The organism is Chryseobacterium culicis (assembly GCF_002979755.1).
GTDB lineage: Bacteria > Bacteroidota > Bacteroidia > Flavobacteriales > Weeksellaceae > Chryseobacterium > Chryseobacterium culicis_A.
In genome coordinates this window covers 1,741,000-1,755,546 of record NZ_PCPP01000001.1, presented here as the reverse complement: position 1 = coordinate 1,755,546, position 14,547 = coordinate 1,741,000, and the positions used below count along the sequence as shown (strand labels likewise).

At 37.2% G+C, this 14,547-nt stretch carries 12 protein-coding genes; all 12 read right to left on the bottom strand.

All coding sequences use genetic code 11. The annotated features are described in order from the left end of the window. Positions 1 to 977 precede the first annotated feature (977 nt). A complete protein-coding gene (locus CQ022_RS07945) occupies positions 978 to 1,487 on the bottom strand; it encodes a hypothetical protein (protein ID WP_228421491.1) in 510 nt (169 codons plus the stop codon). Between the two features lie 267 nt (positions 1,488 to 1,754). Next, complete coding sequence (locus CQ022_RS07940) at positions 1,755 to 3,935, bottom strand: DNA/RNA helicase domain-containing protein (protein ID WP_105680900.1); 2,181 nt, start codon at positions 3,933 to 3,935, stop codon at positions 1,755 to 1,757. An 8-nt stretch (positions 3,936 to 3,943) separates the two neighbouring features. Then, complete coding sequence (locus CQ022_RS07935; RefSeq protein ID WP_077418536.1) at positions 3,944 to 4,270, bottom strand: nucleotide pyrophosphohydrolase; 327 nt, start codon at positions 4,268 to 4,270, stop codon at positions 3,944 to 3,946. 163 nt (positions 4,271 to 4,433) lie between these two features. After that, positions 4,434 to 7,190 (bottom strand): hypothetical protein, encoded by a 2,757-nt coding sequence (locus CQ022_RS07930; protein ID WP_123864404.1) that lies wholly within the window; start codon positions 7,188 to 7,190, stop codon positions 4,434 to 4,436. Between the two features lie 41 nt (positions 7,191 to 7,231). Next, positions 7,232 to 8,260 carry a hypothetical protein gene (locus tag CQ022_RS07925; RefSeq protein WP_105680898.1) on the bottom strand — a complete coding sequence of 343 codons (1,029 nt, stop codon included), beginning with the start codon at positions 8,258 to 8,260 and terminating at the stop codon, positions 7,232 to 7,234. Then, positions 8,253 to 9,056, bottom strand: a complete 804-nt coding sequence (locus CQ022_RS07920; RefSeq protein WP_105680897.1) for a molecular chaperone — start codon at positions 9,054 to 9,056, stop codon at positions 8,253 to 8,255. The genes CQ022_RS07925 and CQ022_RS07920 overlap by 8 nt, the downstream gene beginning before the upstream one ends. A gap of 75 nt (positions 9,057 to 9,131) precedes the next feature. Continuing rightward, a complete protein-coding gene (locus CQ022_RS07915; RefSeq protein ID WP_105680896.1) occupies positions 9,132 to 9,653 on the bottom strand; it encodes a hypothetical protein in 522 nt (173 codons plus the stop codon). Positions 9,654 to 9,968: 315 nt separating this feature from the next. Then, entirely contained in the window at positions 9,969 to 10,385 is a 417-nt protein-coding gene (locus CQ022_RS07910) for a hypothetical protein (protein ID WP_123864403.1), read from the bottom strand. A gap of 46 nt (positions 10,386 to 10,431) precedes the next feature. After that, positions 10,432 to 11,262 carry a helix-turn-helix domain-containing protein gene (locus CQ022_RS07905; RefSeq protein WP_105680894.1) on the bottom strand — a complete coding sequence of 277 codons (831 nt, stop codon included), beginning with the start codon at positions 11,260 to 11,262 and terminating at the stop codon, positions 10,432 to 10,434. A gap of 208 nt (positions 11,263 to 11,470) precedes the next feature. Beyond that, the gene (locus tag CQ022_RS07900; protein WP_105680893.1) at positions 11,471 to 12,019 is read right to left on the bottom strand and encodes a hypothetical protein; all 549 of its coding nucleotides are present in this window, start codon (positions 12,017 to 12,019) and stop codon (positions 11,471 to 11,473) included. Beyond that, positions 12,016 to 13,269 (bottom strand): phthiocerol/phthiodiolone dimycocerosyl transferase family protein, encoded by a 1,254-nt coding sequence (locus CQ022_RS07895; RefSeq protein WP_105680892.1) that lies wholly within the window; start codon positions 13,267 to 13,269, stop codon positions 12,016 to 12,018. The genes CQ022_RS07900 and CQ022_RS07895 overlap by 4 nt, the downstream gene beginning before the upstream one ends. Further along, the gene (locus CQ022_RS07890) at positions 13,266 to 14,537 is read right to left on the bottom strand and encodes a condensation domain-containing protein (RefSeq protein WP_228421489.1); all 1,272 of its coding nucleotides are present in this window, start codon (positions 14,535 to 14,537) and stop codon (positions 13,266 to 13,268) included. Before CQ022_RS07890 ends, CQ022_RS07895 begins: the two co-directional genes overlap by 4 nt. Positions 14,538 to 14,547 lie beyond the last annotated feature (10 nt).

The following is a 14,547-nucleotide window of genomic DNA, read 5'->3' as shown; positions in this document are numbered from 1 at the left end:
TGCTTTCTCAAATCATCCATTATAGCTAATAGAACTTTGCGTTTAAAAAAAAATCTAATCGGAAATTTGTTTGAAACGCAAAGACGCAAAGTTTTTTAGGCTTACTATATTTTTAAGGCGCAAGAACATTTCGACTTTGCTCAATGTGAGATTTCCAACCAGGAAATTATAATAAAGTATCAGAAATTTTATCGGAGATAAAATCCTTGCGCCTTACAAAGCGTCCTTATGATAAGAGCTTGCGCCTTTGCGATTCCCAACCATTTTTAGCAAATCTTAAAGGATAATGTGTAGTATTTATTTTGTTTGAAACGCAAAGGCGCAAAGTTTTTAGACTGAATGTATTTTTAAGGTGCAAGAACATTTCGGCTTCGCTCAATGTGAGGTTTTCAGCCAGGAAATTACAGTAAAGTATCAGAAATTTTATCGGAGATAAAATCCTTGCGCCTTAAAAAGCGTCCTTATGATAAGCTCTTGCGCCTTTGCGATTTCCAACCATTTTTAGCAAATCTTAAAATCTGTAAGGGAGAATAATGTGTACTATTTATTTTGTTTGAAGCGCAAAGGCGCAAGGTTTTTTAGGCTTACTATATTTTTAAGGCGCAAGAACATTTCGACTTCGCTCAATGTGAGGTTTTCAGCAAAGAAACTATAATAAAGCATCAGAAATTTTATCGGAGATAAAATCCTTGCGCCTTACAAAGCATCCTTGTGATAATAGCTTGCGCCTTTGCGATTTCCACCCATTTTTAGCAACTCTTAAAATCTGTGAGTGAGGATAATGTGTACTAATTTATTTTGTTTGAAACGCAAAGGCACAAAGTTTTTAGACTGAATGTATTCTTAAGGCGCAAGAACATTTCGACTTCGCTCAATGTGAGGTTTCCAACCAAAAATCGGCAGATAGATAATCACAAAAAAAGCACGTTTTCACGTGCTCATGTGGAGAGAAGATGTATTTGCTTTAGTCCTATTGATTAAGAAGGAGTATTAGGATCTGTGGAAGATGGAGGAGTTTGAATTTGCTGAGGAGTTTGTGTGGTTACAAAAAACTGTCTCATATCATCATAAATGACATTGGTTCCCGGTACATTCTCTTCAGAAAGGAATCTGATATTCCTGTAAAAGCTGATCGAGTTATGATAATTGTCGTGATCCAGCAATACTTTGGTATCTGAAAGCTGTTCTGCTAAGGAATCCATCTGCTGCAGTCTTTGTTCAATCTGTTCTCTGGCGGTATAATCTTTGTCGAATTCTGCTTTATCCAGGAAGGGAGGAACATATTGCGTATACTGTTCCATATAGGTTTTGGCTTTATTCACGAAGAGTTTGTTCTGTTCTGCAATTCTTCCGTATTGCTGTCGCTGATCCGGAGTAAGGTTGATGGTTTTCCCTATAAGTACAGACTGGATGTCCTGAATCGCTTTGTCAATGGTTTCCAGATCTGTTTTTGAAAAGCTTACACTGATTAAATTGTCTAGTGCCATAATATTGTGTTTTTTGGTTGTTTGTTGAATCAAATATAGCGAGTGCAGGGCATAGAAAAATAGGGTCTTGTAAGATTTTCAGAGGGTGTTCATCAGAAAATGAAAACGGGATAATGGGGTTTGTTTTTTCTGGGGTTTTGAAGAAAAAAAGAAAGAGTAAGGAAGGAAATGGAGAAAGAGGGAGGGTGAAATGATGTTGAGCTTTAATGAGAGAGGATAACTTAAGATATTATAAAAAATGTTCAACAGAAATGTTGAACATTTTTTCTATACTTTCAATACTTTCACAAAAATACCTAAGACCTTAAAATCAACTATTTCCTCATCCCTAAGAACGATTGGTTCAAAGTTAAAATCATTTGATTTGGGTAGTAATATTATTTCTTCATGATGCCATCCTTCATCATCAGTTAATTTTTTGCTGGAATATTCTTTAATAGTGTAATTGCTTCCAAATTCTAAGTCAGCAATGTTTCTTCCCTCAACTAAAGTTATTAGGCCGTTACGCGAACCTCCGTTATATTTCTTGAACAAACAAATACTCCCATTGGGAATGATTTTATTCATTGATTCACCTATTACAGTGCATGCAAAATAATCATCTCTATTTTCTATACTATCCAGTTCTATATATTTCACCTTTTCTAATTCCTGCAATTCAGAAAAAGAGCCTGCCGCAATATTTAAATCGTAGAAAGGAATTGAACTTTCTGTAGGAATATTGGAAATTTTTATTAATTTCTTATCAGTGGAGGAAGGGTTATAAGATGGAATAAACTGCTGAAGAAAGCGTCTCAAATTTTCATTACATGCATAAATGTAAGTACCTTCTATTCCCCTCAACAATATGGTTTTATAAATATTGATAATAAAGCCTAATAATTCTTCCTCATTTTTAATAGAGTTTTTACCATTCTTATCTTTATACTTTTGCTTATCAATAATAAATTTTCCAGATACAAAATCGTAATCCAATTCAGGTCCTATAATTACTCCTGTATAATTCAAATCATAACCTTGTGTAGTATGAATGCATCCAACCTCATTGATAGAATTAGGTGAATTGACCCAATCTACAGAAACACTGTTCCATTTTAATTGGTTTTCCCCAATAATAATATCATAAGCTTCAGGATTTTTGCTTGAAACCCATTCCCAGGCATACCCAGCAACCATTCTTGACAAATCGTGTAGCTCATTTTTCTTTTTAATTTTATCAATCATTTGAGATAAGTCATCAAAAAGATAGAATTCGTAATCATTTGTTTTGTAAGGTTCAAATGAAAGCGTGGAAGGGGTATCAAAAATTTTATGAATTAACTTTATATAGTTATTGCCACCACGTACCCGAAGCTGAGTTTTTAATTTTTCAACACGTGTTGAAGGAGCCAATTCTAATTTCTTAAAACTTTCTTTAAGGGTATCTGAAGGTTTTATAGATTGATATTGATCATAAAAAATAATAGATTTATTACTTTGCAGAATAACCCAATCTAGTTCGGAGGCGGTAGATTTATCTAAACCTAACTTTTCACAATTTATATCAAATGTTCCAAAGTAAGATCCTAAATTTACTCTCCTTCTCAGCCGATGTCCTTCATCAACTATAATAAGATCATATTTGTTTTTTGCTAAATCTGAAGGTCCTATTACCATTTTTCCAGATAAGCCATTTACATTCTTAAATACATTAGAAATGGTTTTTCTAAATGATGCCATTGGAATTACCAATGCCATATTTAAATCCTTAAATTTATTTTTAACCCTTTTTAGTAAAAGGAAAAGGTCTTCATCATCTTCATCAAAATCAGCATAGTTGAAATCCTCTAAATTTGTTTTCAATAGTTTAAATAAAAAAATTGCTAAAATAGATTTACCAGTTCCAGCTCCTCCATGAATAAGACTGACTTTAGCATTTTCATCAAGTAAACAGTTTAGAATCATTTTCAATCCTTTGATCTGTTCTTTAGAAAGAGATTTATACGGAGAATATTTAAAAAGATCTGAGTTATTGATAAAGTCAAGAGAATGTCGGGATATACCTAGTTGTATAAGTTCATCCCAAATGTCTTTGAATAAATCCCAATAAACTTTCTTTTCATGGTATTGATGATTAGAAATTCCCAGATTCCCATTTTGTAATGTGTATTGTCCGTCAGCTGAAATATATTTAATAAGATTTGATTCTAAATCTAAGGTAGCAGATTTGTGGAATAAATCACTTAAAATAAGATTCGCAGATGAAAGCTGTTTCTTTTCTTCTGACTTTAAATGGGTATTTATTCTGGTTAATACATCTGTAGTTTCTCCAACATAAGCAGCTTTAGTTTTTTTATTTTTCAAAAAATAAACTATTGGCCAGGATAAGTAGTCTTTATGATTATTATTTATTTTAGTTTCTATGAGGTGATCAAAATCGTATTCCTCTGTAATTGTAAAATTCTTCATTTCTTGTACTACAAATCATCGTACTTATTTGATTTTCCTTTTGCTTTTTCCACAGGATACTTCTCATTATTTCTCTGTAACTTCTTTAGAATAATACTATTGATATCTATATTATTCTTATTTGCAAGGAGTAAACCATACATGAACACATCGGCTAATTCTTCTTCCAATTTATCTTTATCAAAATCTTCATTCTTCTTCCATAAAAATATTTCTAAAAGTTCAGATGCTTCAATGGATAAAGCTAATGCTAAATCTTTTGAATTATGAAACTGTTCCCAGTCTCTGTCATCACGAAATTTTAGAAGCTTTTCAATTGTACTTTTATCTATCATGAGCACTATTTAATAAATTGAAATCTAATTCAACCTTAAAAATAGTAAAAACTTGGGCATAATCATCTTGAAAATATTAGTTTATTCTTAGAATTTTAAGGTGACATATACATTTAGATTGGTTATTATCTTATAAATGTTTGATAAATAGTTATATCATAATTCAATTCCCAAACTTCTTCACCCTAATCGCCTTCTCTCTTACCTTAATCACAAAAGGCTCCAGTTGTACTATTTTCCCGGCTTCTACTTTGAAGGTATCAGTAGAGCGTTCACAATAGGTATTGGATGGCAGAGAGTTTTTGTTCAGTTCAATCCTGTAATTTCCGGAGGGCAGGAAGGAGGCAAATTCACCGTTGTCATCGGTGATGATATGATGTACTAACTGTTCATTGCGGTATATATTGAACAGGATACCTCCTGTTTTAGGCGTGAAATCCACCGAGGTTTTGGAATCAAAATCGTAGGTTATCTTTCCCTGGGTAGTTCCGTTTTGATGAAGGGGAATCTCAAAAGAGTAGTGGTGCTTGTCTACCGTAAATTCTGTTTCATCATAATACCAGCCTTGCTGGATCACTTGTTTCAGGGCATACTTTCCATAAGGGATGGAACGGTAGCTTATAGAACCTGACGGGTCTGTTTTAAATGAAATATTGTTAAGCATAATGAGATAGCCTGCCGCTTCTTTGTCGCCCTCATCATAGATATTGTTTTCGTTCAGGTCATAATAGACAAACGCTTTGATATCGCCTTTTTTACCCGGATCAAGGGTGCTGTTTCTAAGGTTGACGGTCACGCCAGCTTCAATGGTCAACAGATTATTGGTAAAACTTCCTGCCGTATAACTGAAGTAAGAAGAATTCAGATACAGGGCATATCTTTCCCTTGAATATTTCAGATTCATAAAGCCTGAAGGTGATTTTCCGTACAGAACATCATCGGTATAAGAAAATCCCGTGGTCACATTCAGCTTATGGTCGAAGAAGTTTTTATTGACAAAAGCGGAAAGCGAAAGCTTTTTGTAGGGAGTGCTTTTGTTCATCATTTTTGAAAAAGCATATTCGGAAAGAAAGTAACTTCCATGCTGATAAATACCATTCACCGTAAGCCATTTGTAGCCATAGGTTCCGCTTACCTTCATCTGGAACTGCTGTTTGTCGTTGTCCGGATATTGCACCCATCCTGTCTCCATGCTCAGGATAGAGGTATGCTGTTTATCAGGGCTCAGCCAGGTAAGATATTCCGTAAAACGCTGTGCTTTGAGTTGTTTCGTATTCTCGTAGGGCTGGGCATTGAAAAAATTGTTGTAAGAATTGGAATTTTCTTCCTGATACTGATAGCCGAGTCCCATCCCGAAATTCCCTTTTTTAGGAAAATTGATTCCTGTATCCAGCCTTACATTGCTTGAATTCAGCGTGTTGTTGTAAAAGTAGAACTTGGGCGAAAAATGGGAAGCCAAAATGTTGGCATATACATAATGGTCTTTGAAAATCATCGTGGAAAAATTCTGCTGAATCTGTAAAATTCCTCTTCTGTTTCCGGGATAATAATCGGTGCTGTAGAAATAATTTCCGTTCAGATTGACCTTTTCGATCATTCCGGAATACTGGGATTCCAAAGCGAGGGAAGGTTTGGTAGACTGGTTATTTTCGTAGAAACTCAGTCCGCCGTACACTTTTGTATTTATTTTCCAGTCTTTCCCGAAGGCATGCTGAAGGTCTGTTCCGGCCACATGATGTCTGGCTTTTTCATAAGGATCATCCCTGAAAATATATGTTCCGGAGATATTGCGGGACGCATTTTGGGCTCCAAGAGTTCCTCTGGTATAGAATCCGTAGCCATACTTCAGAAATGAATTTCTTTCTATAAGGCTATAGGTCTGATCTACAAAACCTGCTTCAATTTTTGTGTCCTTATCGGGAGAAGTGTAGGCATATTCCAGCCCTCTTCCAAACAGGGAAAGTTCCAGCATTTTGTTGATGTTTCCGATGGTGAATTCACTGTTTTCGCGGCGATAGGTCAGATAGGTATTGTTGACAACAGGATCGCTCTGATTCGTCATGGTATAGATATTTCCCCGGATGAAAATATATCCTGATGGAAGATTGAATCCTCCGGAACCTACCAATTGATACATGTCCAGGTTTTCTCCGGCATGTCTGTAACTTGCCGTGATAGTGTTCTTTGTAAAGTTGGAAAAAGCAGTGGATTCAATATCTTCATAACGTTGCACCGAAGAAACGTTCTGGATGGAAACACTGGTATTACCGAATATTTCTCTGTCCGGCTCCCTGAAGCCTGCAATATTGACGGAAATCTGAGTGCTGCGGGATCTGATTCTGGAAGGCAGAAAACGGAATACAAAGACTGAATCTTTCTGCACGCCAATACTTCCTGTTTTCTCTATGAAAGCATTTCCTTGCTCTGCTTCGGGAATTTTAAATACAACTGTTACCTTCTGTTTTCTGTTGCCCAGATTGGAAACTCTTGCCCTTACTTCTACCGAATCGGTAGCCTTATTCATATAGATCACCGGATTCTCTGCGGTGATGCGCATGGCATTATTTTCAGTGACGGTGTACAGGATTTCTTTTTCTGCAACTGTTTTATTCTGCGGGTCCGAAAGTCGGAAACCCAGTCGGGCATCTCCTGAAACTGCATTGTTGCTGACCACAATCTTTACTGGTAAAAAAAGGTGCTCACCGGATTTCATTTCGACCTTAAGCTGGTTTCCTGAAATATTTCTGAAACCTTGAGGAATCGTCATGTTTACTTTTCCTTTGAAATCATTTGTGCTTTGATTGTCAAGAACGATGATCAGATCCAGAATACCTGCTTTATCTGTTCTGGATTCATTGCGGATATCAAGACTTATTCCGGAACTGCTTTGTGCCGGAATCCATATCTGAAACGAAATCAAAAAAATGAAAAAGATTTTTTTGAACAGGTCTTGAAGCATGGTTATTGGGGGATAATCTCGTATTGAAGGGTGGTGGAATATTCTTCCGATTTGGCATTAATCAGTCTTTCATCATTGGCTTTGGTGGAATATCTGATATCATAATACAGGCTGGAACTTCCGGTTGAGCCTCCTGTCGCAATAAGCTGTGGAGAAGCACTCAGCAGGATAGGATATACATTTCCATTGTTTCCTGAAACGGGAATGAGATTCATTTTTACGGTTCCTAAAGGAATGTAGTTTCCGGCCGGAGAGCTGAACTGTCCCTGAAGAGAACGTAATTTGATCTGGTAATTGGTATTGCTTTTTACAATCAGTCCATTAGAATAGGTGACACTTACTCCGTTGACATAATCTGACATGCTTTTGAATTCCAGTGATCCGTTGACCGCTTTTGCAGAAAACTGAAGCGACATTTCAGGTACATCGGTCGGACTTCCGCTGAGTGGCCCGATGTGGAACTGAAAAATGTGATCTCCTCTGCCAATAATATTGTTGTACTGGTCATATGCCGTAAACTGTACCGGAGCGTTAAATCTGGTCCAGGAAGGGTAGCTTCCCAGATAAGATCCTCCCATAACGGTCAGGCTGTATTTTACCTGCAGGTTATAGTATCCGTTGGGCTGTGGCGGCTGATTATACAGTGCTGCATTGGACTGCGGAATTAAAAAGACTTCCTGGTTGGCCTGAAGAAAAGTATTCAGCGGCATTCCGATCTGAGGAATGGTGGGCACAGGTCCCGGATAAGCCTGTCCTGAAGTGGAAACCGGCTGAAATGATATTTTGTTGGCAGGCATCGTATAATTTCCGTCAGTAGAAGTGATAGGCTGTTTCAGCCTCATGGATATTTTCCAGTAAGGAATATTAAATGCGCCATTACCAGCCAGGGTAAAGGTGTAAGCATCAGGATTGGTATTTCCGCTGTAAGAATTAATCTGCAGATAGCTGTTCACCCATGAGTTGTAATTGACCTGTGAGAAGCAGTTCAGGGAAACCAACAGAAAGAAACAGAAGAATTTTTTACTACTCATAGCTGAAACTTAATTCTCCTAATTCAAGATTGTTGTTGTCTCCGTAATCAATCATGACGGAAGCGGTATACTTTCCTTTTTCAAGGCTTGCTGGAATAGGGATATTCATTTCCCTTTTATTTCCGGGCATGGTGTAAAAGATAACGGGATCCAGAGATACTTTTTTTCCGGTTTGCGTATTCACAAAGTCGGTGTATATTTTTCCGTCTCCCCATAGGTCACCCTGATTTTCAAAAAAGAGGTTGATGGTATGGGTTGTTTTTCCGTATACCAGATTCTGGATTTCAAGTTTTTTGGTTTTGGCTGCAGGCAGCTTATGGAATAATTTGATTCCTGAGCGGATGCTTACTTTGATATTCGCTCCCTTATGATCCACATCATCTACCGGATTCATCTGGCTTACATACAAAACGGCTGTATGGGTAGCCAGCTGGTCTGAAAGGGCATTCGGAACGGTAAGAGTTACCTCAATATCTTTTTTTTCTCCGGGAGCCAGGGTAAAGTAATTCTCTTCTTTTTTGACCGAAACCCAACTTGCGCAGGAAGTGGGTAGGGTATTGGAGGGATACGTTATATTCTCACCTTTGCCGTCATACTCCCAGTCTCCCAAACTTATGGCAAGATCCAGAGAATTCTTGGCACTTACATTCGTTACCGTTATGGTCTGGGTATTGCTGTTTCCGTTTCCCGACTCAAAGTACAGTCTTGGCGGTGAAACCGAAACTCCTGTTTGTGCATATCCGTGAAAAGAGGATAGGAAAAGAAGACTGAAAAGGAGAAGAGAAAGTCTGCTCATGGCGGAGATTAGTTTTTAAGTGTTGATAAAGTGCTGTGGTAGGTACAACACTTTATCATTACAAAATGATATCTATTATTGAGAAATAATGGTATACGTAAGTTCAGTAGTGTATACTGTAGGATCTTGTCCGGCAATATAATTGTTCAGGTACTTACTATCTCCGGCTCCTTTGTATTCAATGTTGATTTTTTTGTCTACTCCTCCGGTAGAAGAAGTTACCAAAGTAGCTTCGTTAGTTGATAACTGTACATTCTGAGCATATTGAGCACCGTTTACAGCGTCAGAACCTGCGCTTGCTTTAATCTGGATGGTGTTAGCCTGGATGTTTTTACCTCCATACTCTAATACATCGTTACCACCTTTTACTTTTACCTGGAATCCTCCTGTGCTGTAGATGCTTAAGTGATCTGCGTTTACAGAAGATACACCATTGGCATAGTCATCTTTAGTGATGTAGTCTAAATTAACGACTTTTTGAGCGTTGTTAACGACAAGAGTCTGGATGGGTTTAAGTCTTACATTTAGCGTTACATTTTGTGCTTGTAGTGTAGTGAATCCCAGAATAGCAAAAGATGCTAAGATTAAATTTTTCATAAGGTTAAGGATGTTTTTTTTGTATTAATTGTTTTTAAAATTGCGGATGCAAAGGTAAATACAAAGAACATCAGGACCTTTGTGAAAAGATACTTATTATTTGTGAATTTTTACAAACAGATTAGCGCACAGCAATAAATACTTTTTATGAATAATTACATAAAAAGTATCATTTAAATACTGATAAAATCACCATAAAGCAAATTTAATGTTTTATTAATCTTAAACACTAAACTTACTTAATACAAAGGGAATGAATAAATTGCAAAAGTGTTATTCGTTGCATAGTTATTTTTATAGGCCTTGCTTAATTTTTTACTGAGAAATTAGAGTTAATATTAAAAAATTTTCGTCGTCACTTCTGTTAACGCTTAAATTTTCCATTGCATTTTTAATCTCATGCTGGATAGGATATTGCTCCTGAACCACTCCTTTAGAATGGTTAATAAGAGTATATTCTTCAAACTTTTCTCTGTTGCTTTCGGAATTACCGATTGTACTGTGATATTCATTATATTGTGCATTCAGCTGAAACCCTGTCGGACTTGAGATGGTCACAGACTGAACTTCCCGGGAGGAAGACTCATTCCCATCGTCCGAAAATCCTGAGCCTATAGCAAGCATCTGTACCGGATAAAGCCTTACGTTAAGCCTTAAACCGTCTGCTGCCTGGGCAAATGATTTTGTAATAGCAAAATAGAACAAAATGAATATAATGTACTTTGCAAGCATATAACCTGTATTTTTCCCCAAAAGGTTACTTATGTAAATATACAAATTATTTCATTTCTGAGGGATTTTTTCCGGTATGTTTTTTAATAAAATTGGTAAAATTTCCTTCATTACTGAAACCCAGCTCATAAGAGATTTCAGAGATGGTAGCGTTTGAAAAGGCCAGTGCTTTTTTGCACTCGGTAATCAGCTTTTCAATGATGATATGTTTGGCTGTTTTTCCCAGTACATACTCTGTCATCTCGGTCAGTTTTCTTGAGGAGATATTCAATTCTCCTGCATAGTAGGCCACCTTTTTTGCTTTTTTATAATCTCTTTGTAAAAGCACTTTGAAGCGGTTCACATAATACATATAGTCGAATTTGATATCTTTTTTGATCTCTTCAGTGGGAATATGAAAAAATGCGTCCAGCATCAGCCTTTCTATGGCGTTATGGGCAGCAGATATATAGAGACTTTCATCCTTTTTCCGGAAACTTTCCATGCGTTCCAGAAATATGACCCTCATCTGTTCTATATTGATGAATGGCGCTATAAATATTTCAGAATTATAATTGTAAAAAAGCTGTGAATTGATAAAAAGGCTGTCCTTGGTTGATCTTTCATAAAAACTGGATGAAAAAGCAATGGAATAGACATCTGATCTTTTGGTCTCCCCAAAAACGATTTTCTTTTGTGGTCCTACGAAGGCTATATTTCCCTTTTTTAATGAATACGGAACATTTTCTACCGTTAACTGGATGTCTTCAAGAATAATATAAATACAAAAATAGTCTAATGTGCTGAATTCTCTTTTGTTGTTATTTCTGGTAATAATATAATCTAAACGATTGATACTGAATCCTATATTTTTTAACTGATCCGTGATTTTGTACATACATTATTGCTCATTCTGCCCAAGAAAAATTCTGGAAAATTATTGATATAAATATAAAAAATTTATCAAATATTGAGTTTTAAAGAAAAAAATTAAGTTGATGGAGATATTAAAATCCCGGGTGACCACTAAGTCATCCGGGAGTATTCAGAATTTTTAATTCGTAATGAAATGAAATACAGTGCTGTATGTGTTGCTTGACTGTGGGTTATGTGTTGATGTCTGCGGACAGAGGTTTTACTCTGGACATCCACCTTCTCAATCTCCATACAGGTAAATACACAAAAATCACGGATAGCACTCCTGCCAATATACCCACGACTATAGCCATGGCGGTAGCATCCAGTTTATAATCTTTGGAGAAATTATACTGTCCGATAAAGAGCAGGGATAGTACAAGTAAACCTGTAATCAAACCATGTAAGATGCTTAGCCTGGTCATCAGTTTTTTAATATTCAGCTGTTCATCTACCGTAAACTCTATCGCTTCCTGACTGGCGGCATCCGTTACTCTTTTAATAATGTCAATGGTAAGGACAACGGGAAGAAAAATAGCCATAGGCAGGGTAAGGCGGGCCAGATTTTGGGTTCCCGAAAAAAAATGAGTGTACCCTAATTCTTTGAAGCTTGCGTAGGCGATAATGAAATTAAAAAACACATTCGGAAGGACATAGTAAATCGTACGCTTGATGAGAAAGCGTTTCAGGGTAGTTTTCTTAATGAGTTTCGGCTTCGGCGGCTTTATTTTAAATTTCATAGAGAGGTGGTCAATAGCTCGATGGCTTTATCTTTTATCTGATGGGCTTCCTCTTTGGGAAGAAAATTTTCATTGGACATAAAGGTGAAGTCCATCTGCTGGTTGTACGTACTGGTGACTAAGGTATTTGAGTTCAGCCATGGGAAAGCCACAGTAGGACTGAATACCGTTTCCAGATTGAAATTTTTATAATCATTCGGGATATTGACCTTTCCCATATTGGATAAGGTTACATCATGTCCGCCTTCGCTGGATTTCAGCATATGGATCATGCGTTCCACAATGGGATGCATATGTTCGCCCATCCACAGGAGCTCACGGGCTTCCATTTTACTGATTTTCTCAATAAGATTCCTTTTGATTTCTTTGGCATTGCTCATCACATTTTTGTTGTCTTTCTTCACAGAAAGCTCTACCGTTGGAGCGAAAGCAAATAAATGGTCTTCTTTAATTTCCGGAATAAAATGACGCACATCTACAGGGCTGATCACCTTACCTTTGGCACGGTCTCCCTGAACATCACGGAATGCCTGCATCACAGAAGAACACAGTAAAGCATGTACAGAGATTCCGTTGGCTTTACATTTTTCAGTAATCAGCTGGGTTTCTTCCGGTGTCATTTTCCAGTGAATCGCGTAGTTTTTTCCTCTGTTTCTCTTTTTACTTTTTCGCTGGATTGCAAAGAAAATTTTGGCAAACAGCAGATAAAGACCGGCTTTATATTTTTTAATTCCTGTATTAAAATCCGAAGGAAGAAAATCATCAACAGATTCAAAAGCAACATAAGGAATTAAAGGAGCATAAGGATTATCCAGTAAACTCAAAAGTTCACGCATTAAAGTCACTCCGGTAGTTCCGTCAGAAATACAGTGAGGCATGATCCAAAGGATTTCAGAAGTGTTCTGTCCTTTTACCCAGACTACTTCAGCCAATGGTTTTTTAGGAGTTTCAAAAAGTTGGAACCATCCTTTTTCAGATTCTTTGAACCAATCCTCATCCGTTTTTCGCTCTACAATACGAAGCGGAATGGGTTCGATATCTCTTTGTCCCATAAAGAAAGGATATCGTCCGTTGCTATGATCAATGTTGGCTCTCAACAGCGGGTGTTTCTGCTGAATTCTTACTAAAGCTGTTCTAAAATTTTCTTCGGGAATCTCCCCGTTGATTCTTGCTGTATAAACACAGTTTAAAGGCGTTTCAGGATCTACATACATAATCCTTTCCACCATCATTAAAGGTCTTTTGATCATGATACTGCCATTTGTTTCAGTTGTGAATGTATAATCTGCATTACCTCCTCACGGACTGCCAGAGCATTGGTGTAAGGCAAATATCCTTCGCTTCCCATGAATGAAAAATCCATTTTTCCACGGTAAGTAGAGACTACAAGAGTCGTTGTATTTCCTAATGGACCAATGACTGACGGACTGAAAATCGTCTCCACCGTAAACTCTTTGTATTCATGAGGAATCTGTATGCGTCCCAGATTGGAAAACATACAGTCATTGGATGACTTTCCGTTTTTTAACAGTTTGGTAAAATTCTTCAGTGCATCATGTCCGGACTCCATCACCATCATTGTGATGTAAGGATTCAGCTTTGAGGTCTTTTGTTCCACAGATTTCTGCATTGTCCTTAGATTGTCCTCAAAACTTAGCTTTTCATCAGAAGAAACCACAATCATCAGCCCGAAAGCGAAAATATGATCTTCTTTAATCTGATTGGCAAACCTTCTGATATCTACCGGACAGGAAACCTTGTTGAAGGATTTTTCTCCTCTTACTTTTTTAAATGCCTGCAATACGGATGCGCTCAAAAATGTATTGACGGTCACTTCCTGGGATTTGCAGTAATTAATTAACTCTTTACTCAGGGTTTCATCCAGTTTCCAGTGGATCAGGTAGTCGTTCTGTCTTTCAACGACTTTTTTACCTACCGGAATCCATTTGATTGCAGTAGCGGCCAGTCTTCCGATAAACTTAGCTTTCAGTTTCTGCCTGCGGCTGTTCAGAATAGTGGAGGGAACAACATCCTGAATGCCTAAGATTGGATTTTCTGTTCCAATATCGGCAGCCGGATTATCCAGTACCAGAAGAAATTCTTTTAAAAAAGCCATTGCAGAACCACCATCACATAAGCAATGATGGAACGCAAAAAGCATGTCAGAAACGTTTTCCCCTTTGATCCATACAAACCGGATCAGAGGTAATTTTTCGTAATTAAAAATGGTGTTCCATTCTCTCCTGGATTCTTCCTGCCATTGATCTTCACTTTGTCGGGTGATGATTCTTACAGGAATAGAAATAGGTTTTTCCGGAACATTAAACCATGGAATATTTTTTTCATCATGGCTGATCAATGCTCTCAGCCATGGATGTTTATTTTGAATTTGAGCCAGAGCCTGCTGGATCTCTTTTAAGGTAAAAGTACCTCTCAGTCTGAACGGAATGACTGCGTTAAAGGGTTCTGTACCGTCTCCCAATAACATGCGTTCACCAAATAACAATTTTCTTTTCATGTGTTGATTC

Bases quoted from the DNA above. Each gene is read 5' to 3' on its own strand.
- CQ022_RS07915 (WP_105680896.1), bottom strand. From the start codon at position 9,653: ATGAAAAATTTAATCTTAGCATCTTTTGCTATTCTGGGATTCACTACA.
- CQ022_RS07905 (WP_105680894.1), bottom strand. From the start codon at position 11,262: ATGTACAAAATCACGGATCAGTTAAAAAATATAGGATTCAGTATCAAT.
- CQ022_RS07945 (WP_228421491.1), bottom strand. From the start codon at position 1,487: ATGGCACTAGACAATTTAATCAGTGTAAGCTTTTCAAAAACAGATCTG.
- CQ022_RS07935 (WP_077418536.1), bottom strand. From the start codon at position 4,270: ATGATAGATAAAAGTACAATTGAAAAGCTTCTAAAATTTCGTGATGAC.
- CQ022_RS07910 (WP_123864403.1), bottom strand. From the start codon at position 10,385: ATGCTTGCAAAGTACATTATATTCATTTTGTTCTATTTTGCTATTACA.
- CQ022_RS07920 (WP_105680897.1), bottom strand. From the start codon at position 9,056: ATGAGCAGACTTTCTCTTCTCCTTTTCAGTCTTCTTTTCCTATCCTCT.
- CQ022_RS07925 (WP_105680898.1), bottom strand. From the start codon at position 8,260: ATGAGTAGTAAAAAATTCTTCTGTTTCTTTCTGTTGGTTTCCCTGAAC.
- CQ022_RS07895 (WP_105680892.1), bottom strand. From the start codon at position 13,269: ATGATCAAAAGACCTTTAATGATGGTGGAAAGGATTATGTATGTAGAT.
- CQ022_RS07900 (WP_105680893.1), bottom strand. From the start codon at position 12,019: ATGAAATTTAAAATAAAGCCGCCGAAGCCGAAACTCATTAAGAAAACT.
- CQ022_RS07890 (WP_228421489.1), bottom strand. From the start codon at position 14,537: ATGAAAAGAAAATTGTTATTTGGTGAACGCATGTTATTGGGAGACGGT.
- CQ022_RS07940 (WP_105680900.1), bottom strand. From the start codon at position 3,935: ATGAAGAATTTTACAATTACAGAGGAATACGATTTTGATCACCTCATA.